A 20,141-nucleotide genomic window follows, 5' to 3' on the forward strand; every position below is an offset into this window, starting at 1 on the left:
AGAGTGCCGCCTACCGTTTCTCTTGAGCATCCAAAGTGATGTTTACCATCTCATCTAGCAGTTGTGTGGCGCCTTTGTATCCGACTATGCTTTTGCGTTGGTAGCCGTAGCGGTCGCTTTGGGGGAAGCCTACGCGGACAAGTGGGATTTTTTCGTCGCGGGCTATGTATTTGCCTTTGGAGTCGCCGATGATTAGGTCAACTGGGGTTTGTTTGATTTGCTGGTGCAGGTCGTAGAGGTCGCCGCCGATGGTTATGTTGAGTTCGTCAAGGTTTGCTTCGTACTGCTGGGCGATGGCTTGTATATCCTCTGGGAACGTAGTCTTCTCAAGCGTTGTGAGCACATGCATGGGTTTCATGCCCAACTCGTAAACAAACCGCGTCAACGCCGTAACGATGTCAGGGTCTCCAAAGATTGCAACCTTGCTGCCAAAGATTATTTGGTTCGAATCTACTATAGCGTCTATGAGTACGTCGCGCTCGTCCTGCAAGGTGTCGGGGACGGTTTTGCCTGTCAGCTTGGAAACCGTGTTTAGGAACGCTTCAGTGTTCTCAATACCCACAGGCAAAGCGCCTAGGAAAGCGGGTACGCCATATTTTTCCTCCAAATACTTGGCGCCTGCTTGACCTTCATGCTTGCACATGGTTATGGTTCCCAAAGAGTTTGAGCAATCCGCAATTTCTTCTACGGTGGTTCCGCCTGGTGGGAAGTGGGGCTTGGGCAACCGTAGCGGCGCGTTAAGCGTCTGAGAAATATCTGTCAAGTAAATGGCTTCAACGCTCATTTCTTTGAGCATGCGTTTGATGTCTACGATGTCGCCTGGGTTTATCATGCCGGGTATGATGTTGATTTTGCCGTTTGGTTGTGTTTTGTCTTGGGCAAGCTGTGCGACTAAGGATTTTATGGCGTTGTCGTAACCTACGACGTGGGTGCCTACATAGCTGGGGGTGTTGACGGTTACGATTTTGGTGCTGTCATCGAGCTTGTTTTCTGCTTTGTAAGTTTTGACTATGCCTTGGATGTCATCGCCTGTGGTTTCGCTAAGGCACGTAGTCATTAGGGTTATGAGTTTGGGGTGTTGGCGCTCGATGATGTTGCCTAGTGCTTGTTTGATGTTTGCAGCGCCGCCAAATATCGTGGCTTTTTCGTGTAGCGAGGTAATGGCGACCTCTATAGGTTCTCGGAAATGCCGCGCCATCAGGTTACGCGGATACGTCGAGCAGCCCTGCGAGCCGTTCACCAACGGAACACTGCTATGCACGCCCAAAGCCGCCCAAATAGCCCCAATTGGCTGACACATCTTTGGCGGGTTAATAGCAACGCTTTTCTGGCTCTTAATAACCGTCATCTACTGCGCAACCTCCACTGCTGGGGCTGTTTCTGCGGGTGCTTCTTGGGGTTCTTGGGGTTCTTTGCGCACGAACTTCCATGCGGGTGCGTAGAGGGCTTTGTAGATGTCTTCTGCGAATTTGACTAAGCCTTTGAAGACCATGTAGCCGCCGCTGCTCTCATAGTTGTGTCCGTTAAGGAAGGGTACGCCAAATTTGTGGGCGAGGTACTTTTCTTTCATGCCTGAGATGAACAGGTCGGGTTTGTATTTGCGCATGGCTTCTTCAAGTTCAGGCGCGTTGGGGTTGTCGATAACGAGGGTTCCGTGGCGGCAGCGTTTCACAATTTTTTCGTAGTCATCCTCATGCCCAAAAGTGGTTGCGGCAACGACGATTTGCATGCCCAACTCCTCCATCGGCTGTGCCCAGTGCCAACTACGCGGACCACCCTGATACACCATCACCTTTTTGCCCTTAAATTTCTCCTTGTAGAAGTCTATGGCGGGTTTTATTTCGGCGATTTCCTCAGCTATGACTTGCTCGGCTTTTTCTTCTAGTCCAAAGAACTTGGCGATTTTGCGCAGGTCGTTGGCGGTTTGTTCTATGCCGTAGAGGTCAACTTCCATAAAGGGGGTTCCGTATTTTTCTTGCATCATTTCGGCTATGTATTTTGCTGAGCGGGCGCAGCGTATGACGTTTAGTTTGGCTTCGTGCATTTTGGCTATGTCATGTATGGATGCGTCGCCTGTGAAGGTGCACACTACGCGCAGCCCAACTTTTTCGAGTAGCGAGAGGATTAGCCAGTCGTCGCCTTTGATGTTGTATTCGCCGACAAGGTTTATGTCGTAGGGGGTTTTTTCGGTGAGTTCTTCGGTGCCAACGACAGTGTCGAAGAGCACTTGGTTTCCTATGTGGTGCCCTAGGCTTTGGCTTACGCCTCTAAAGCCGGGGCAGTTGAATGCGACTACGGGTTTGCCTATGGCTTTGCTTGCACGCTTCGCCACCGCTTCAATATCGTCTCCGATTAGCCCTGCAACGCAGGTCGCGTACACGAAAACGCCCTGTGCTTGGGGGAAGGCTTTGCTAGATTCCAAGATGGCGTCGTAGAGTTTTTTTTCGCCTCCAAAGACAATGTTTGACTCGCGCAGGTCTGTGGAGAAAATGTTTGCTAAGTGGAAGTCGGTTCCTTTCGCTATGTGCTGTCGCGTGCCCCATGTATAGTAGGCGCATCCGATGGGTCCATGCTGGAGGTGAATCACGTCTTTTACTGGTCCTCCAACTACGCCCCTGCATCCTGCGTAGGTGCAGCCCCTCTCAGTTATGTCTCCGGGGATGGTGCTTATGTTGCACGCTGGAATCGCAAATTCGTCGCTTTCATGTTTTAGGTATATGTGTTTTTTTCTTTCCGGTACAGTTTTATCACATTCAGGTAAAACAAACGGCATCTAGTTCACCTCAACTTTTTTGTAACTATCCAGTTTACTGCAAGGTGACCCGCAGGAATCGCCTGGTACGCCCACAGCGTCTGCTCGGCATTGCATGCAGTTGCGGAACTGAAACAGCGTCCCCTCACACGCATCACGAGCACTCTTTAGCTCCTGCATAGACGGCGCGGGCACATCTGCAAATTTTGCCTGTGGAATCAAAGGCATAATATTCATCACGTACGCGCCTCGCTTCTTGACTTCCTCTGCCACCGCAGTCAAATGCTTAGAGTTCACGCCGGGAATGTAGACCGAGTTGACTTTGACGATAAAGCCTGCCTCAACGGCGCCGCTAAGCCCTTCCAGCTGGTTCTTGCTCAAAACCTCAAAGGCTTCTTTTCCGCGCAGCACCTTGCCGCCAAAGTTTACAAACGAGTAGATTTGAGCGCCTATGTCTGGGTCTATGGCGTTGATGGTTATGGTGAGCGTGGTTAAGTCGACGTCTTTTAGGCGCTGGAGTTTTTGAGGTAGTAGTAAGCCGTTGGTTGAAAGGCAACGTTTTAGGTGGGGGAACTCTTTTTGTACAAGCGCCAAAGTCTCAAAAGTTGCCTCGCTGCTCAAAGGTTCTCCTGGTCCTGCAATTCCCACCACGCGAATCCGCGGCTCCGCCTTGATGGCGCATCGAACCCGCTCTATTGCTTGCTGGGGCGTGATGATTTTGCTGGTTATGCCTGGTTTACTTTCGTTGACACAGTCGAATTTGCGTACACAATAGTTGCAGCCTATGTTGCAGCCTGCTACGACAGGGAGATGAACCCTGCCGAACTTGAAATGCGCCCCCTCCCCATAACACGGGTGCTCCTTCACTTTTTGTGCACGGCTTTTTTGACGTCTCTCGTATTCTAACTGCGCAATTACACTGTTTTGCATCTTTCACACTTAATCCACGATGCCGAACTCCCGCATCAAACCTTCCAGTTCATCTAGCGTAATCGGCGTTGGTATGGTGAATTTGTCGTTGTCTACGATGCGTTTTGCTAAGCTTCGGTAGACATCGGCTTGGCCTGATTTGGGGTCAAAGTCTATGACGGTTTTTCGATTAATCTCGGCTTTTTGCACGAGGTTGTCGCGTGGGATGAATTGTATGAGGCGGCTGTTTATGCGGCGGGCGAACTCGGCGACTAGGGCTTCTTCGTTTTCGACTTTGCGTGAGTTGCAGATGATGCCGCCTAATCGTGTGTGTCCTTGTTCGGCGAATTTTTTGATGCCTTTGCAGATGTTGTTGGCTGCATACAGTGCCATGTACTCGCCTGAGACGACTATGTAGATTTCTTGTGCATAGCCCTCACGAATTGGCATGGCAAAGCCTCCACAGACCACATCGCCTAGCACGTCATAGAACACGAAGTCCAAGTCGTCTTTGTACAAACCCAAGTCATGCAATGTCTGAATGGACGTGATAATGCCCCTGCCTCCACAGCCTACACCAGGTTCAGGACCACCAGATTCAACACACACCACATCGCCAAAACCACTCGCGCAAATTAACTCTGGGGAGACTTCGCCGCCGCCGTCACGCAAAACATCAAGCACCGTAGGTTGCCGCTTACCGTTAAGAAGTAATCTTGTACAGTCGGCTTTTGGATCACAGCCTAGAAGCATGATTTTTTTACCCATTTCAGCTAACGCGGAGACGGTGTTTTGGGTTGTTGTGCTTTTTCCTATTCCACCTTTTCCGTAAATTGCGATTTGTCGCATGTTTGATTCCTCGTATTAACTTAGGACAACCTTTTGGCATTTAAAAAACTATTTGTGAATTATTCACAACTGTGCATAATTTATGCAAAATCTCTAATGAATGTTTGTCCAAATTCTATAAATATGAACAAACATATAGTTTTAGCGCCGTTATGGTTTGCATTTGTTTAATCAACATGCGGAAACGGTTTTATTTCCGATTGCATTACTTGTTACTCCCAAAAACGCAATTACGCCCCAAATCCCGCAACAAAAAACAGCTTCCACTATTTTTTCTGGGTCAAAGTCTCCAAGAGCAACGCCTTTAGCGGTTCTAGCCCGATGCTTCGGTTTTCCAAAACCTCAAGTCCCGTCTCAAGCTTCTCTGCATCCGCCAGATTCTTCTTTGCCTGCCCCAAAGTGTCCAAAAGCACAATCCCCTTAAGACCCGAAAACATTTGCCCAAACGTCTCCTTGCCCATTTCCTGTTGAAGCTTGTCTTTGAACTGCAAAAAGAAGTCAGTCATGCCTGGATACAAAAACAAGACTTCTTGGTTGGGGTCAACTTCTAAGACTTTGCCTTTGCCGCCTAACAGAGCATCTGCACAGTTGCGGGCATCCACCTTAACCACGCCAAACTCATCCGCAAGCCTTTTCATCTCGCTGTCGCCTCCAAGACACAAATCCCCATAAACCAGAACCATCCGCCCCCCGCAGCGTTCCCGAATCTTCGTCAAAGCTTGCCGTAGATTCTTTTCCAGCAAACCAAAATCCACATGGAAATACTTCTCAACAAAAACCAAATCCACATCCAAATCACCCTGCAAAACCAACTGCTCCAACTCCGCCTGCAACACACTACAAGAAACCACACACGGCTTCACCGCCCCAACCATAACAAGCACCGTCTTTCTGTAACTTTGTTTACAGCCTATTTGTCTTTTCCCAAACCCTTGTGCGCAAACTGCTTTGCCTGTGGGTTATAGGAAGTATTGGAGTATGATGGATATGGAGTAGCTAAGTAGGGCGAGGTGGAATAGGGGGAGGGCTTTGAGGGCGATGGCGGCGTTTTTTGTTTTGAGTATGAGGTAGTTACCTGCAGCGATGAGCGTTAAGCCTATTGTGAAGCCTGCGAGTGCGACCCACCCCAAGACGCTTAAGAACGCTATAGCAGCTGCGGCGTGGGCGATGCTAAAGCCCAGTATCCAGTACACCGCGTTTTTGGTGCCGTACATGACAGGTATTGTTTGCATGTCTTTGGCTTGGTCGTTGGCGGTGTCGATTAGGTCGTTTACGCCCAGATGAGCCTGAGCCAGCGGGTAGAAGAACACGGCGAAAAGCAAAACTGGCAAATCAAAGCTTCCAAGACACAGGTATCCTGCAACGGGGAAAAGCGTGAAGTCTATGCGCCCCAGCAGTTGGGCTAAGGGGAAGCGTTGGCTGCGTTTTCTGATTTGATAAAAGACTTCCAAGCTGTAACAGAAGACCATGATACCCACGACGTAAAACGCGTTAGGCAGAGGCAGGGTGAAGATTAGGGCGGTGGTTAGGGCAACTAGCACAAAGAAGAGCACAACTGCGTTTTGTTTTGAAATCATGCCTTCGGAGATGGGGCGCCGCCCAAAGACCCTCCAGTACTTAGTTAGTTTGTCAGCTTCAACTTCTTTGCGGTCGATGCTGCTGTCCACAATATCATTCAAGATTAAGCCTGCTTCAAAACCGATAAACCCGATAAGCACGGCCTTGAGAACCAAAAACCACGAAAACCCCGCGTAATGCTGGAAAGCAAGAAACAGCCCCGCACTAAAAAGAGTCGGCCAAACAAAAAAGAAATGCAGCCGCATAAGATCAACATACGCTTTTATTGTCTGCATCTTGCTCCCCAAGGCTTTGCTGTGCTAAGCAGGTTTAAATAAATAAGCTCTTCGCATACTTAATCAAGAAAAGGTGAAACACCCCCATGAAGACCCCCGACATTTTGCGTGTAGTTCGTCTTCATATTGTGGCGGGTGGTGTTTTGGCGTTTAGTTTGGGGGCGCTGTTGGCGTTGGCTGGGGGCGGGCGTTTTGAGTTGTGGCATTTTGTGTTGGGGTATGTGGTGGTGTTTTTGGGGGATTTGTCGTCGCATTACAGCAATGACTACTTTGACGTAGACGTAGACCGATATGTTGAGCAAAAGAAGTTTTTTTCAGGAAGCAACATACTCGTAACTCACCATAGTCTGCGACCTGCGGCGCGGCTTATTTCGCTTGGGCTGCTGCTATCTTCAAATGTGTTGGCGGCGGGGCTGGTTTTGTTTTTGGGTTTTCCCGTCTTGTTTTTGCTTGTCATCTTAACTGCGAGCCTTGTGGGCTGGTTTTACTCTGCGCCTCCTCTGCGGCTCATCTCGAAAGGCTTGGGCGAAGCTGCAGTCGCGTGGGTAACAGGCTTTGCAATCCCAGGCTTGGGCTACCTGTCATTGCGCGGGCAACTCGACCCCTTATTCATCTACTTCGCAGTGCCGTTTATGCTGTACGGCTTCATGCTCAGCCTAAGCCTCCAAGCCCCAGACGCCGCTGTCGACCAAAAAACCAACAAAAAAACCCTCATCGTCCGCAAAGGCACCCAAACCAGCTTCACCCTCATTTTAGCCGCCACCACAACCGCAACCTGCGCTTTTATTCTCTACAGCTACCAGTTACCCAGTTTAGGAGTTAATTTTGCTGCATCTGCCCTGTTCTCTTTGGCACCCTTAACAGCGGCGCTCATCGGATTTGCAGGCATTTTACAAAACAGGAACGCGCATCTTTTCAGCAGCCTAAACGTTGCCTCCCTCTTCATATTCAACGCACTCCTGATAGCTTACCTGATAACAACAATCTAACTTTTGTTTATCTAAGAGATGGGTTGGTGCGATTTGTTGATCAGGTGCCTTATGCAAGATTCGTCTTCAGGCGTTGACGGCTTTGGAAACTGAACGCAGAAAAGACAAAGAAACCAAATTGTTACATGCCTGCTCAAGCATGCAAAGAAAAACAGTTTCTCCCAAGTCCCACATTAAGTGCAGAAATAAACCCTAAACCAAGCAACTTACCAAAAACCGGTTGGGTTTTGAGCAATTTTGCGAGCTTGTTCTATACGTTATGAGCTCTGTTTGGGTTGTTTGGTTTTGTGTTGGCATTTTTTGCAGGTGCCGTAGATGTCTATGCGTTGTTGGGTGGGGGTGAAGTTGGCTTTTTTGGCTGTTTTTGTTACGAGTTCTTTTATGGTAGGGTCGTCGATGTCTTGTATGTTTCCACATTGTAGGCAGACTAGGTTTATGTGGGGTTTGAGGTGGGGGTCGAATCTTGCTTGTTCTTGGGGGAAGTTGAGTTCTTGGATTAAGCCGATTTCGGTTAGGATTTGTAGGGTTTTGTAGACGGTTGCTAGGCTGAGGGTGGGGTGGAGTTTTTTGACTTCGTGGTAGACTTTTTGTGCGTTGGGGTGTTGGGTGCTGTTGAGGGCGGTTTGGCAGATGGCTATGCGTTGGGGCGTGGCTTTGTAGCCTTTGTTGCGAAGCGCCTGAATAATCGCGTCATGCTTTCCAAAGCGGTTTTGCATAGAGATTATTAGGTAATAATAATTCTTAAATAAACTTGCCCTCATAAATACTACGATTACGTTAACATAAGAGATGATTTTATGAAAAAAGTTTTAACCACAAACAACGGCGTCGCAGTTCCTGATGACCAAAACTCCGTAACCGCAGGCAACAACGGACCTGTCCTTATGCAGGATGTCCATTTACTTGAAAAGCTTGCTCATTTTAACCGTGAACGCATACCCGAACGCGTAGTCCACGCCAAAGGCGCAGGAGCAGGCGGCTACTTCGAAGTAACCAAAGACGTAACCAAATACACCAAAGCCAAATTCCTCAACGAGGTCGGCAAAAAAACCGAAGTCCTCGCAAGGTTCTCCACCGTAGGAGGCGAAAAAGGCAGCGCAGACGCCGAACGCGACCCCCGAGGCTTCGCAGTCAAATTCTACACCGAAGAAGGCAACTTTGACTTCGTAGGAAACAACACCCCCGTCTTCTTCATCCGCGACCCCCTCAAATTCCCCGACTTCATCCACACTCAAAAACGCAATCCCAACACCAACCTCAAAGACGCAGACATGTTCTGGGATTTCCTCTCCCTCACACCCGAGTCTCTACACCAAGTAACCATCCTGTTCTCAGACAGAGGCACTCCACGCAGTTTTCGCAACATGAACGGCTACAGCAGCCACACCTACAAATGGTACAACGACCAAGGCGAAGTCTTCTGGGTCAAATACCACTTCAAAACCGACCAAGGCATCCAAAACCTTACCCGCCAAGAAGCCGAAAAAATCAAAGGCTCCGACCCCGACCACGCCACCCGCGACCTGCACAACGCCATCAAAAACGGCGAGTTCCCCTCATGGACCCTGCAAATGCAAATCATGCCCGCCAAAGACGCAGAAACCTACCGTTTTGACCCCTTTGACGTAACCAAAGTCTGGCCCCACGCAGATTACCCCCCAATGGACATCGGCAGGCTGGTGCTTAACCGCAACCCCACCAACTATTACGCCGAAGTTGAACAAGCCGCGTTCTCCCCAGCCAACTTTGTCCCAGGCATAGCCGTTTCCCCAGATAAAATGCTCCAAGGACGCATGTTCGCCTACCACGACGCCCACCGCTACCGCCTAGGACCCAACTACCTCTTACTGCCCGTGAACAGACCCAAAGGCGTCAAAGCAACCAATTACCAACGCGACGGCTACATGCGCGTAGACGAAAACGGCGAAGACAAACCCAACTATTACCCCAACAGCTTCAATGGTCCAGCCCCAGACCCAGACGCCGCAGAACCACCCTTTGAGGTTTCAGGAAAAGCCCAACGCCAACCCTACACCCACCCCAACAGCGACTTCGTCCAACCCGGCAACCTATACCGCAAAGTCATGACCGACACCGACCGCGACCACCTCATCGGAAACATCGTCACCCACCTGTGCAACGCAAACAAAGACATACAAATCCGACAAGCAAGAATCTTCGCAAAAGCCGACCCTGAATACGGACAACGCGTCGCCGACGGCTTAGGCATAAAAATCTAAACCCAACAAGAGCCAACGCTCCTTTTTTTTAAACTTTAAATTTGCCCGCAAACATTAGGTGTTTGTGAGACGTATGGCAGACCTAAAAGATTGCCCCTTTGGTTTTGACATAAAAGATGACTGCAAGAACTGCGACTACTCTGACACGAACCATTACGACCCCAAAACTGGCAAATGCGTCAAACGCTAACTCCTTCTTTTCAGTAGCCCGTGGTGTTGTGGGTTCATGCTGGCATCAGGGGGGCGAGGCAGGTTTCTTGGTTGGTGAGGGCTTTTTGGAATAGGTCTTTGATGGCGTTGGTTAGGTTACCTTTGTAGTGGGGTCTTACGATTTTTTCGGAGAACTCGATTAGAAGTGCGGGGGGCACGTTGTGGTATGCCAAGTCGGTTAGGAGGTTGTCTTCACTTACTATTTGCGCGGTTTTTCTTTTCATCAGGATTCACCTACAATGTGCTTCTTGCGGGTATCTGCTTAAAAAGGCGGTTGCTCGAGCGACCAGAACAGGCAGGGGAGAGAGCACAGTTAAAATGAACACTTAGCTAGGCTGCGGCAGCTATACTGTTAAGAACAAAAATGAACAGGAGGTTAACAGCTGTGAATATGGCGCCTAAAAGCAGCATCAGGCCTTTCTCGTGCTTCCCAAACTTTAACGTCAGCACCGCGTTGAATGTGGGAAATATGGCGGAGACGCCTAATAGTATGAACAGTTCGGATTTGTGTGCCCAACGATTCGCAACGCCGTCGAATCCAAAATGCATAGGCACAATCTCTGGAAGCCCCACATAAACTGCCGCGAAGTAAACTACGAAGGCGACGTAGGTTAGGGAGACCGCCGCGATTTGTGCGTACATGAACCGTTTGGCTAAACGTTCCTGCTGAGCTGTTTGCTTGCTGGTTTGGGGCATTTGTGGGGCAACTTTGCGGTTTATGGCTTCAACAAATGCGGCGTCCTGTGCGGGGGATATGACGAGTTTTTCGCCGTCACACAGCGTAAGCACCACGAAGGCGCCATTGATTTTGGTTGCGTACACATGAGCTTTGCCGATGCTGGTCGTAAACAAGCCCCAATGAAAACCCGGCAAACTCGCCCCAAACAAACGCAAACTCAAACTCAAATCCACAACCTCCACTCCAGCTACTTGACTGTATGGCACGCGCTTCTTGAACAGCCCCAAACTAACCGCGAACTCACGCTCCGAAAGCTCATAGCGCATGCTTCCAGACGAAAACGTAAAGTACCCCAACAGGGCAAGCACGCCAAGCAAAACCGCCGACAGAACCACCGTAAAAACCTGTGGAGCATCCAAAAACAAAAACAACAGTACGCCAATAGGAACCGCAAGAACCGCCATGAACACTAACCCATAATACCGCGACTTCGAAGAATGGCTTGGCAAATAAACCTCGTCTTGGGCTGCCATGGTAAGCTCAAACACACTACGCCACCTAATATGCCTACCCCATTTTGTCTTCCAAGTTTGCGGTTTGCGTGGGGGTTGCTGGGAAAGGCTTTAACGCTTTTTTGTCTTCTATTAAGGCATGTCTTCTGCTAAGAAAATGGTTGTTAACTGGAAGGGTCAGTACCGCCTTGAGGGTGTGAACGAGAAGGGTTTGTCGGTGCGTTTTGATGCTCCTAAAGAGCACGGCGGCGAAGAATCCGCTTTGTCTCCCATGGAAAACGTCTTGGCTAGTTTAGCTGCATGCAGCAGTTTCCATGTCCTGACAATCCTTAAAAAGAAACGGCAAACCGTCACAGACTACACCGTAGAAGCCACCGCACAGCGCCGCGAAGACCCCCCACCACGCGTCTTCACCCAAATCCACCTCAAATACATCATCACAGGAGAAAACATCGACCCCCACGCCGTAGAAACCGCCATCAAACTCTCCGAAGAAAAATACTGCTCCGTAGGCGGCATGCTCCAAAAAGCCCTCCCCATAACCTCCAGCTACGAAATCAAACCCCAACAACCACAATAACCCCTCCCCCAAAACCCCCTTTATTTTGTCAGATAAAAATTTAATAGTTCATAGCACGTATTGGATTTGTAGGTAACTAACATGAAAAAGACTTTTGCTGTAGTATTTGTTGCAGTTTTGTCTTTGGCAATGCTTTGCGGAGCAGCAGTAGCAAGCAATAGCTCAGGACCCGCACCTAACTCAGGCGACGGAGTCCCAGACGGTAGCGGACAAGACTCCCCCAACATGCCCAGCGGCGGCAACTCAGGACCAGGACCCGCACCTAACTCAGGCGACGGCATATCCGATGGCAGTGGCTTCTAAACCACCAAAACAAACCCCTTTACCTTTTTCTTTGAATTTTTAGGCGCATGCGGTAGGCTAAAGGCTTATTTGTTTTTTTGGTGAGGTTCTTGTGAGGGACTGGTTTGGCTAAGACAAAAAACGGTTATGACCATTACGAGTTACTCAGTGCTTTGCAGAAGTGTGTTCGTCGTGGTTTGGAGTATGAGGCGGTGCATTTTGCGGTTGAGCTTGAAGAGTTTAACCCGACCATGCTGTGGAACCGCCTGAAAATCATCGCCGCGGAAGATGTTGGACCCGCGAATCCTTCGTTGGCTTTGGTTATGGATTTGATGCGGACGCAGTATTTGGCGGAAAAATCCAAGCTCGCCGAAAGCTCTTACCGCCTGTTCTTGGTTAACGCGGTGGTTTGTTTGTGCCGCAGCCCCAAAAGCCGCATAACTGATGACCTGCAAAACGTCGTCTACACTGAACGCGCCCAAGGCAAACTCTTAAGCGTCCCCGACTTCGCATTGGACATGCATACGGCAAGGGGCAAAGCCATGGGCAAAAACGCAGACGATTTCTTTACCGACGGCAACAAACTCGAAAACGAAGCCTTCCCCAACCCCTACACTATGCGCGCCAAAGCCCTCAAAACCAAAAACAGCCCCACCCAAAACGACCAGCTTTAAGTTAACAACAACTAATAACACCCAGAGCCTTCCTAAGTGTGGTGTTTGCATCGTACGGTTTGTTTGTCCCCTGCTTACCGTAACTGACCTTGAAGAGTCCAAAAAATTCTACACCCAAGTCCTCAACCAAGAAGTCAGATTAGATTTGGGCTGGAACGTATCCTTCAAAGCAGGCTTTGCTATACAGCTAAACTTCGCCAACATCATCGGAGTCGACAAAACAACCATCAAAACCCAGCCCCACAACATGGAACTATACTTTGAAGAAGACAACTTCGATGGCTTCATAGAAAAACTCAAAACCCTCCCAGACATCGACTACGTTCATCCGCCCAAAAAGCACGAATGGCAACATGCACGTCATAGTGAAACGTTTCCTAAACCAAGGCAAAACCCTCGAAGAAACCGCCAAAATCATCCAACACCCCGTTGAATTCGTGAAGAGTGTGTATGATTCAATTTAGGGCAAACCTGTTCCTTTGAGTAAGGGGTCGGTAAAAAGAAGTGGGGGGTTGTTTTATTTTCCCCTTTTAAGAATTACTACTGCTATGATGCCTGCGACAGCGATTATGACTGCTCCGATTATTGCGTAGATCATAATTGAAGTGGTTTGGTCGTCGTTACTGGACATGCTTGGGGAGGGTGTTGGTGTAGGTGTGGATTCTGGGGTTGGTGTTTCTGTCAAGATTGGTGTTGGAGTTGTTGAAGGGATTGGTGTGTCTGAGTTTAGGTCTATTGAGACTTGGTGGGTGCTGTGGGAGTACGTGAATGAGACTATCCATGAGTCATCTTGTGAGTCTTGGGTGTATGCTATTGGGTTTCCGTCAATGAATACTTGTAATGCGGAGATGTTAACGTCCATTGTTTTTGGGATGACAACGTCGACAGTTCCTGTGGTGCCTGATGGACCAGTGACGCTAAAGCTTAGCTGGTTTTCTGCTGAGTTGAACATTAAACCAGATAGTGTTGAGTTTGAAGTAACTGAGAAAACGCTTTCGTCTTGGTATGCTGTTAATGCAAAGTTGACAAGAGTGTTTGTAGCTGCATATTCAGAGTTGCCTGCCCATGTTGCGTTTAGGAGATAATTGCCTGTTACTGATGGTTTCCATACCACAGAGAAATCTCCGTTAGCATCAGTATTCACAAAAGACAACACATCCCAAGATGCACCGCCAGAGACGCTGACATATAACAAGATACCCGTATTGGGTAGTCCTGCTCCTGAAGTTGTTGTCAGTTTGCCTCCGATTTGGGTGTCAAATCCCGTGTATGTTGCGCTGGAATCAACTGTTACATCCAACATGGCTTGAGGGAGACTTGCCGGTGCTGCTGTAGGTTCTGGTGTGGTTGTTGAGGGTGTAGGAGAAACACCTGGTGTTGGGGTTGGCGTGGCAGTTTCGTTAGTGAAATATGCTATCAAGTTTCTGTCTTGCGCCATTGTTACAAGTATCCTGTTGTCCATGCCCATGAATGCATCATCTAAGTACCAACCACTGAAAACGAAACCTGTTGCGGGTTGGGCGGTGACTTCAACAGAGTTTCCGTATTCAAAGAACAGTGTCCCTGTTGGCGGGTTTGTTGTACCGCCGTTATGTGGACTTGCAGATATTCTAAGAGATAGTGCTTGTTTACTAAATGAAGCAGTAAGCACGTTATTCTGGAGCATGGTAATTGTTATGGTTTCCAGTTTGTTTTGGAAAACTCCGTTCAGGTACCATCCATTGAAGACATAACCTGGATAAGTTTCAGCAGTAACTTGCACCGCAAAGCCTGGCTCATAATATGTGACGCCTGGACTTGGTGCGGTTCTGCCGCCCAGTTGATTATTGTTTTGGATGTACAGGCTGTATTGGGTTTGATACTGCGCGTTTGCACAAAGTAACGGCTGCATTAATAACCCAAACAGCACTGTCAAAGTGGCAATGCTTGTTATTGTGTTGCGATGACTCTTTTTCATCAAAATTCCCCAAAGTCCAACTATTTATGTAGTGAATGAGAATATAACTTTTTTCTACGCCATAAGAATGGCATTCCACAATACTTCAGGTTCTTTCAACATAATTTTAATCTGTAACGAGTGTTACTCTAAAAAACAGGGGAAGATGTTTAGGGGTAAACTTTGAGTGGAAAAAAGAAAAAACATTCTGCTTCTCTTGATTTTTGTTTTCTCCTTTGCATACCGGCTTTTGTTAATAACTGCACAAGACTTCCCCCCCGGTGCCGACATCGGCAATCATGAAAGCCTAATTCAATCGATTACCTCGGAGAGCCCTGATTTTTTAGTTAACAATTTCCACATGGGCGGCGGACTTGCAGGGACCAACCCGGGATATCACATCTTTGTTTTATTCTTTAGAGCTTTCACTGGACTCCCCGATTACCTATGTCATAGCTTTGTGGCTTCTTTTTTTTCGGCACTTACTTTTTTGTGTATTTTTCTGCTCTTGAGAAAGTTCTGGAGCGAATCTTCAGGCTTCATTGCTTCCTTCCTGATTGTTTTCTCCGCAGGCGACATAGAAATGCTAAGCTGGGGCGGGTACCCCAATATAACCGCGTTATTTATCATACCCCTAATTGCATATTTTTACTTGCAGTCTGCAAGATTTTCAAAAACCTGCTATTTTGTGATCACGTCTCTTCTGGCGGGGACTTTGCTTCTAACACATGTTTTTAGCGCATTGGTCTACATTGCAATACTGTTGGCTGCCCTAATACTTGTCAGCTTAAAAAGAGAAAAGCCATTCCTTCAGACGCCTCTTCTTTGGGTGCTCCCCTTCATATTTGGCGCAACTCTTGTTTCCCCGTACCTTTTTAGAATTCTCCCAGTATATTTTGGTCCAGAAGCAGTGATTACTGGCGGAGTAGATCAAACAATAGCCGCTATGCTTGAAACCCGTTTAGTTCCATTGGAAAACGCGTTTTTAATGGTTCTTCCCGTTGTTTTGCTGCTTTTTTTGTCAAAGCTCTATAAAGGCAAATACTTCACAATTACTTCTGCCTTGTTTGCCGTTTGGGTGTTAGTTCCAATCGTTATGACACAAAGTTACCTTTTTGGGTTCTATGTTGATTATCAACGGTTTGTGTATTTTCTTTATCTTCCATTGATTGCAGTGGTTGCTTTGCTCCTTGATTGCGGATTGGACTTCTTGGATTTGACTTCACACACATTTGATTTGAAGCCCAAAAGGGATTTTGTACGCCGCCTCAAAAAAGTGTTCGCAAAACCCGGTTTTCCTTGGAGGATTCTTAATGTGGTTGTGTTTTGTGTTTTGCTTGTGGTTCCGCTGTTTTTTCTGCCGCTTTTTGCTCTTCCGGGTGATGCGTTAGTTGAATCATCGTATTATCAAGTGATGACGCCTCAAAGGTTTGATGCAATAGAATGGATTAAAACAAATACGCCAAAGGACTCCGTTCTTGTTTCTGATGCTCAGTATGGCTGGTGGATTTCGGGATTTGCTCAACGAAAAACCTTGAGTTCAGTACCGCCACAATACTTGATACTGACCCACGAATTAGAGCCTGCTTCAATTGCAAAAAATCTGCTTCACTCAAACTATTTTATTTCTAACGGCTTGGTAGCTGTGAACTATGATTTGTCAAATAACTCTGATATCTTGCGTATTTCAGCAACAATGCATAAACTGAATTTTCCGTACCACTTTTTCGAATTGCAAGAAAACAGCATAAATGCTTTGTTTAGGAACAATGGTTCCGTTACTTATTTGCAGTTCTCTGACTTGCCCCTGACGAATAGACAAATCAAAGAATCCACAAACAGCTCGTCCTATGAGGTCACACGAGAAAACAGCTATCATTTAGTTACGGAATCAATAACGGTGTATACTGGTGTTAGATTCGCCAAAATCACAATTCACCTTCAAAGTAAAACACCAACGATAAATTATGATTGGCTTCACGTTCCCGTTCTTGCTCGGGGCATGGTCTTCGAGAGTAACGATAGTATTGCATTTTTCGATGCGAGCGCAAGTGTACTTACTCAAACAGTTTTCCCAACAGAAACAATCGGCAACAGCATACAGCTAAAAGAGAATCCCAAAAACTTTGAAATCATACAGAAACTCGACGGAACACCTTCTTTGGTTCTCGAATTCTTCGTAGGAGCTACTTCGTATGAACCCTCCAACTCTGAATCAACAGACCAAATAACGGTAGCCATGACAAATAATTCAGAAACCTACCTCAATCAAACCTTTGAAGAGACACTTTTTTCCTTTGACTACAAAGCAGCAATCAAAGAGTGGGACATCAACTATGTTGTAGCAACATATCCCGAAACAATCGCGCGATTAAACGGCAATTCTGTTTTCAATTGTGTATTCAAAAATGGCGAAGTGAGTATTTTCAAAATAGACTTACAAGAATAAGAGTTATGCAAAAACAGAAACTGTGTGCTGTTGTTTTCTTTTTGATGTAGTTTAGGGCTCGGGGTCTGTTTTTTGGGTTTTGTGTGCGGATGTTGTGTGGCAGGTGTTGTGGCATTTTTTAGTTTTGTTGTCTCTTTGGGCTGCCCATTTGATTAGGGGTAGGATGGCTTTTGCTAGTCCTGTGCCGTCTTTGGTTAGGGTGTATTCGACGCGTGGGGGGATTTCGGGGTAGGCTTGTCGGGTGATTAGTTTTTCTGTTTGGAGTTGTTTGAGGGGGTCGGATAGGGTTTTGGGGCTGATGGTGCATAGTTGTTTTGTGAGGTAGTTGAAGCGTAGTTTTTCTTTGTGGGCTAGGGTGTTGATGATTAGTAATGCGTGTTTTTGCTGATGACGTCGATTATGCCTTCGATAGGTATAGTAGCTGTGGTTGCGTTTTTTGTATTTTTTCTCTTTGGGGATAGCACCAAAACCAAGAGATGAAACTTGACAATATACCCTGAGAATCTTGTTGTCACGGTCATTAATTGCATGCGACATTTCCTAACCAAAGACGAAAAAATCAGCAACTCAAAACTGCAAAGATTCAAAAAGAAATCACGGTGTAGGAAACAAACGCGTAAAAGAGCTAACACGTTAAACCAAATCATGTACTGCAGTGGTGGACAACCGCCATTTTTTTGTTAAAACTGCCCGTACTGAAAAAAGAAAAGAAGAAGAGGATGGTGGTTTATTCTTTGGTTTGGGGTTGTTTGTTTTTTTGCCAGGCTGTGATGGCTATGGCGGCGGCTATAAAGATGATGAGTGCGGTTGGGGCTATTTCAAAGGGGTTGTTTGCTTCTTGTGGCAGTTGTGCTATGGTGTTTGTTTGGGTGGTGAATTGTATGGTTATTTGGTGTGTGCTAAAGCTTGTTGTGTACCAGATGTAGTAGTTGTTTGCGTCTTCTGTGTAGCCTTGTTCTTGTACTGGTTCGCCGTCGATGTAAATTACAGGTGTTGTTCCGTAGGGTACGTCTGCTTTTGATAGGGTCATGTTGCTAAAGCCTTGGGTTCCAGTTTCGCCTGTCACAGTAAATGACAACACGGTTGTTGTGCCTTCTTGGTCGGGCGTAATTGTCACGTCCGTCATTTGGAGGGAAGTGATGTTTCCGCATAATCCTACCGTGCAGTTTTCACCACTCGTAGTTACCAGTGCAATAACTGTGCCCAAATCTGCTGGTTCACTTCCTTGGGGGGTTGGGGTTGTTTGGGGTTGTGGTGTTTCGGTTGGTGTTGGGGTTGGTTGGGGTTGTTGTGTCCAGTTTGCAGTTAAGGTTTTGGGCAAATCCATTGTCATTATGACCATTGCTGTGGAGCTTGTTATGTCGCCGTACCATCCGTTGAAGACGTAGGTTGTTCCTTCTCTGGTTACTGTTGTTGGGTTAATTGTTGTTTGAGCTGTTGTTCTTGCTTTGTACCATCCGTTGCCTGTTGCGGTTCCGTAATCCGTGTTAACTGTTAGCTTGTACTGTGTTTCAAATGTGCCCACTACATTGCCTGCGCCAGTAACGGTCAATGCTGCGTTTACCTGGTTTGAAAGCCCACTAGTTGAAGTCCACACGTACTGTTTGCCGCTGTTCACGCTTAGAGCAGGGTTGAATTCAAAAGTGTGCTGTGAACCCGCGTCCCACGTAAACGACAAAGGCAAATCGTTTACGTCATAAGCTGTTTCGTCAACAGTCAGGACGGTTCCCGTGTAGTCCGAACTTGTACCCGATACTGAAAAGTCCACGTTGTAGGTATTCTTAGCGAAAGTTGCGGTTATGGTCATGTCTTTGTTCATCACAAGCGCTGTATCCTCTGTGCCTGTTGCATCTCCGCTCCATCCAGTGAACCTCCAGTTGGCATCACTTATTGCTCCAAGGTTCACAGTTGTTCCTGTCGGGTAGGTGCTGTTGCCTAAGGTGACTGTGCCTTGACCGTTAACTACCACTGTTAATGTGTGGGTGTCTTGGGTGAAGGTTGCGGTTATGGTTTTGTCGCTGTCCATGGTGAGGGTAGTGTTTTCTGTTGAGCCTATGTTCCAGCCCGTGAAAGTCCATCCTTCTGCGTTAATTGCCTTCAAATCGACAATTGTTCCTGAAAAGTAAGTTGTGTTGCCTGGAAGAACTGTGCCTTGACCGTTGCTGATTATGATGAGCTCGTAGCTGTTTTGTGCGAAAACTGCATTAAACGACATGTTGCCCTTTACTGTTACAGTTTTTTCCCGGTCTATTCCTGAGACATCGCCGCCCAAGTAGCAAATCGCCAGCCTTCGTTTGGACTAGCAGTTAATGTCACTTGGTCACCATAGTGGTACGTAGCCTTATGCGGATTCGCTGATACCGAACCGCTTCCCGATATACCCATTATAAGGTGATACTCGTCTAAGACGTAAGTCGCCGTTATGTTATGGTCATAGGTAACTTCGCTGAAATAGTAGTACGGCACTGCACCTTGGGATTTATTGTCAACTAAAACATTCCCTATATGGTAACCTATTTCGGGCGTGATTGTGAAGTTTTGGCTCTCGCCGTAGTATAGCTCGGTTGTTTCAGGCGCGATGGTACCGTGGCTGCCTTGGATTACCGTTATGGTGGGCATGGGTACGAAGTTTGCAGTAACGGTTTTTTCACCGTCTACAAGAAGTGTTGTGTTTTCTGTGCCTGTTGCGTCTCCGCTCCATCCGCTAAAAGACCACCCCGACTCGGGCGTAGCTGTCAAAGAAACGTTAGTGACTTCAGAATATGTTTGGTTCCCTGGAGAAACTGCTCCCTGCCCAACTGTGAACATAGTTAACTTATTCCCTGAGGGCGTAAAGGTTACGTAAAGGTCCATGTCGCCAGCAACGTATGCTGTGACTGATGGTGGAGAAGCAGTGTAGCCTGATGCCCAAAACGTGATTGTGTAGGTTCCGGTTCCGGGTATGGATAAATCGTATGTTGGGTGGTATGCCATCCATGATGGTCCTCCAGTGTAGGTGACTATCCACATATCGCCGTCGGGTACGCCTGTTTGGTGAATAGTTACGATATTTCCTACGGCTGAGGCTGATTCGATTTTTAAGCATCCGTAGCAGGAAATCAGAATTAAGCCTGCTATTAGAAGAGATAGTGTCTTTGTGTTCTTCAAGCAGTACACCTGATAGTGAACATGGCAGTTTTAATATTTAGGCAATATGCAGTCATAAGTTATAATACACAATCCATATA

19 protein-coding genes and 1 pseudogene are annotated in these 20,141 nt (G+C 47.3%); 7 read left to right on the plus strand and 13 right to left on the minus strand.

Going from position 1 to position 20,141, the window contains the following annotated elements; all coding sequences use genetic code 11:
- Positions 1-10 precede the first annotated feature (10 nt).
- The 6 genes from NWF04_05470 to NWF04_05495 all read right to left on the minus strand — a co-directional run bounded on the left by NWF04_05470 (position 11) and on the right by NWF04_05495 (position 6,363).
- Positions 11-1,348, minus strand: coding sequence for a hypothetical protein (locus tag NWF04_05470; protein MCW4006029.1), 1,338 nt, complete (start codon positions 1,346-1,348; stop codon positions 11-13).
- Entirely contained in the window at positions 1,349-2,773 is a 1,425-nt protein-coding gene (locus tag NWF04_05475) for a nitrogenase component I subunit alpha (GenBank protein ID MCW4006030.1), read from the minus strand. It lies immediately after the preceding gene.
- Positions 2,774-3,682 (minus strand): radical SAM protein, encoded by a 909-nt coding sequence (locus tag NWF04_05480; protein ID MCW4006031.1) that lies wholly within the window; start codon positions 3,680-3,682, stop codon positions 2,774-2,776. It abuts the gene before it with no gap.
- A 9-nt stretch (positions 3,683-3,691) separates the two neighbouring features.
- Positions 3,692-4,510: a nitrogenase iron protein gene (nifH, locus tag NWF04_05485; protein ID MCW4006032.1), complete on the minus strand. Its 819-nt coding sequence runs from the start codon at positions 4,508-4,510 to the stop codon at positions 3,692-3,694.
- A 266-nt stretch (positions 4,511-4,776) separates the two neighbouring features.
- The gene (locus NWF04_05490) at positions 4,777-5,361 is read right to left on the minus strand and encodes a DUF1638 domain-containing protein (protein ID MCW4006033.1); all 585 of its coding nucleotides are present in this window, start codon (positions 5,359-5,361) and stop codon (positions 4,777-4,779) included.
- 108 nt (positions 5,362-5,469) lie between these two features.
- Positions 5,470-6,363, minus strand: coding sequence for a UbiA family prenyltransferase (locus NWF04_05495; GenBank protein MCW4006034.1), 894 nt, complete (start codon positions 6,361-6,363; stop codon positions 5,470-5,472).
- An 86-nt stretch (positions 6,364-6,449) separates the two neighbouring features.
- On the opposite strand from NWF04_05495, the gene NWF04_05500 reads away from it, so the two are divergent.
- Complete coding sequence (locus NWF04_05500) at positions 6,450-7,352, plus strand: prenyltransferase (protein ID MCW4006035.1); 903 nt, start codon at positions 6,450-6,452, stop codon at positions 7,350-7,352.
- 257 nt (positions 7,353-7,609) lie between these two features.
- On the opposite strand, the gene NWF04_05505 is transcribed toward NWF04_05500, so the two are convergent.
- Complete coding sequence (locus NWF04_05505; protein MCW4006036.1) at positions 7,610-8,113, minus strand: transcriptional repressor; 504 nt, start codon at positions 8,111-8,113, stop codon at positions 7,610-7,612.
- Positions 8,114-8,149: 36 nt separating this feature from the next.
- Between NWF04_05505 and NWF04_05510 the strand changes: the two genes are divergently transcribed.
- Complete coding sequence (locus NWF04_05510; protein MCW4006037.1) at positions 8,150-9,592, plus strand: catalase; 1,443 nt, start codon at positions 8,150-8,152, stop codon at positions 9,590-9,592.
- Between the two features lie 224 nt (positions 9,593-9,816).
- Here NWF04_05510 and NWF04_05515 read toward each other — a convergent pair whose 3' ends face one another.
- Positions 9,817-10,026, minus strand: a complete 210-nt coding sequence (locus NWF04_05515; GenBank protein ID MCW4006038.1) for a hypothetical protein — start codon at positions 10,024-10,026, stop codon at positions 9,817-9,819.
- 106 nt (positions 10,027-10,132) lie between these two features.
- Positions 10,133-11,029 carry a PH domain-containing protein gene (locus NWF04_05520; GenBank protein ID MCW4006039.1) on the minus strand — a complete coding sequence of 299 codons (897 nt, stop codon included), beginning with the start codon at positions 11,027-11,029 and terminating at the stop codon, positions 10,133-10,135.
- Positions 11,030-11,132: 103 nt separating this feature from the next.
- On the opposite strand from NWF04_05520, the gene NWF04_05525 reads away from it, so the two are divergent.
- From NWF04_05525 to NWF04_05540, 4 genes and pseudogenes are all read left to right on the plus strand, one after another.
- On the plus strand, positions 11,133-11,573 hold the full coding sequence (locus NWF04_05525; GenBank protein MCW4006040.1) for an OsmC family protein: 441 nt from the start codon (positions 11,133-11,135) through the stop codon (positions 11,571-11,573).
- Positions 11,574-11,654: 81 nt separating this feature from the next.
- Positions 11,655-11,876, plus strand: a complete 222-nt coding sequence (locus tag NWF04_05530; GenBank protein MCW4006041.1) for a hypothetical protein — start codon at positions 11,655-11,657, stop codon at positions 11,874-11,876.
- Between the two features lie 104 nt (positions 11,877-11,980).
- Positions 11,981-12,529, plus strand: coding sequence for a hypothetical protein (locus NWF04_05535; GenBank protein ID MCW4006042.1), 549 nt, complete (start codon positions 11,981-11,983; stop codon positions 12,527-12,529).
- Positions 12,530-12,578: 49 nt separating this feature from the next.
- Positions 12,579-12,993: pseudogene (locus tag NWF04_05540) on the plus strand (glyoxalase/bleomycin resistance/dioxygenase family protein).
- A 53-nt stretch (positions 12,994-13,046) separates the two neighbouring features.
- Here NWF04_05540 and NWF04_05545 read toward each other — a convergent pair.
- Positions 13,047-14,486, minus strand: a complete 1,440-nt coding sequence (locus NWF04_05545) for an InlB B-repeat-containing protein (protein MCW4006043.1) — start codon at positions 14,484-14,486, stop codon at positions 13,047-13,049.
- Between the two features lie 166 nt (positions 14,487-14,652).
- On the opposite strand from NWF04_05545, the gene NWF04_05550 reads away from it, so the two are divergent.
- A complete protein-coding gene (locus tag NWF04_05550; GenBank protein ID MCW4006044.1) occupies positions 14,653-16,914 on the plus strand; it encodes a glycosyltransferase family 39 protein in 2,262 nt (753 codons plus the stop codon).
- Positions 16,915-16,965: 51 nt separating this feature from the next.
- Here NWF04_05550 and NWF04_05555 read toward each other — a convergent pair whose 3' ends face one another.
- The 3 genes from NWF04_05555 to NWF04_05565 all read right to left on the minus strand — a co-directional run bounded on the left by NWF04_05555 (position 16,966) and on the right by NWF04_05565 (position 20,061).
- Entirely contained in the window at positions 16,966-17,451 is a 486-nt protein-coding gene (locus tag NWF04_05555) for a helix-turn-helix transcriptional regulator (GenBank protein MCW4006045.1), read from the minus strand.
- A gap of 190 nt (positions 17,452-17,641) precedes the next feature.
- Positions 17,642-19,186, minus strand: coding sequence for a hypothetical protein (locus tag NWF04_05560; GenBank protein MCW4006046.1), 1,545 nt, complete (start codon positions 19,184-19,186; stop codon positions 17,642-17,644).
- On the minus strand, positions 19,162-20,061 hold the full coding sequence (locus tag NWF04_05565) for a hypothetical protein (protein MCW4006047.1): 900 nt from the start codon (positions 20,059-20,061) through the stop codon (positions 19,162-19,164). The genes NWF04_05560 and NWF04_05565 overlap by 25 nt, the downstream gene beginning before the upstream one ends.
- Positions 20,062-20,141 lie beyond the last annotated feature (80 nt).

This window comes from Candidatus Bathyarchaeota archaeon (assembly GCA_026014465.1).
Lineage (GTDB): Archaea > Thermoproteota > Bathyarchaeia > Bathyarchaeales > Bathycorpusculaceae > JADGNF01.

Bases quoted from the DNA above. Each gene is read 5' to 3' on its own strand.
- NWF04_05470 (MCW4006029.1), bottom strand. From the start codon at position 1,348: ATGACGGTTATTAAGAGCCAGAAAAGCGTTGCTATTAACCCGCCAAAG.
- NWF04_05475 (MCW4006030.1), bottom strand. From the start codon at position 2,773: ATGCCGTTTGTTTTACCTGAATGTGATAAAACTGTACCGGAAAGAAAA.
- NWF04_05480 (MCW4006031.1), bottom strand. From the start codon at position 3,682: ATGCAAAACAGTGTAATTGCGCAGTTAGAATACGAGAGACGTCAAAAA.
- nifH (MCW4006032.1), bottom strand. From the start codon at position 4,510: ATGCGACAAATCGCAATTTACGGAAAAGGTGGAATAGGAAAAAGCACA.
- NWF04_05495 (MCW4006034.1), bottom strand. From the start codon at position 6,363: ATGCAGACAATAAAAGCGTATGTTGATCTTATGCGGCTGCATTTCTTT.
- NWF04_05500 (MCW4006035.1), top strand. From the start codon at position 6,450: ATGAAGACCCCCGACATTTTGCGTGTAGTTCGTCTTCATATTGTGGCG.
- NWF04_05505 (MCW4006036.1), bottom strand. From the start codon at position 8,113: ATGAGGGCAAGTTTATTTAAGAATTATTATTACCTAATAATCTCTATG.
- NWF04_05510 (MCW4006037.1), top strand. From the start codon at position 8,150: ATGAAAAAAGTTTTAACCACAAACAACGGCGTCGCAGTTCCTGATGAC.
- NWF04_05515 (MCW4006038.1), bottom strand. From the start codon at position 10,026: ATGAAAAGAAAAACCGCGCAAATAGTAAGTGAAGACAACCTCCTAACC.
- NWF04_05525 (MCW4006040.1), top strand. From the start codon at position 11,133: ATGTCTTCTGCTAAGAAAATGGTTGTTAACTGGAAGGGTCAGTACCGC.
- NWF04_05530 (MCW4006041.1), top strand. From the start codon at position 11,655: ATGAAAAAGACTTTTGCTGTAGTATTTGTTGCAGTTTTGTCTTTGGCA.
- NWF04_05545 (MCW4006043.1), bottom strand. From the start codon at position 14,486: ATGAAAAAGAGTCATCGCAACACAATAACAAGCATTGCCACTTTGACA.
- NWF04_05555 (MCW4006045.1), bottom strand. From the start codon at position 17,451: ATGTCGCATGCAATTAATGACCGTGACAACAAGATTCTCAGGGTATAT.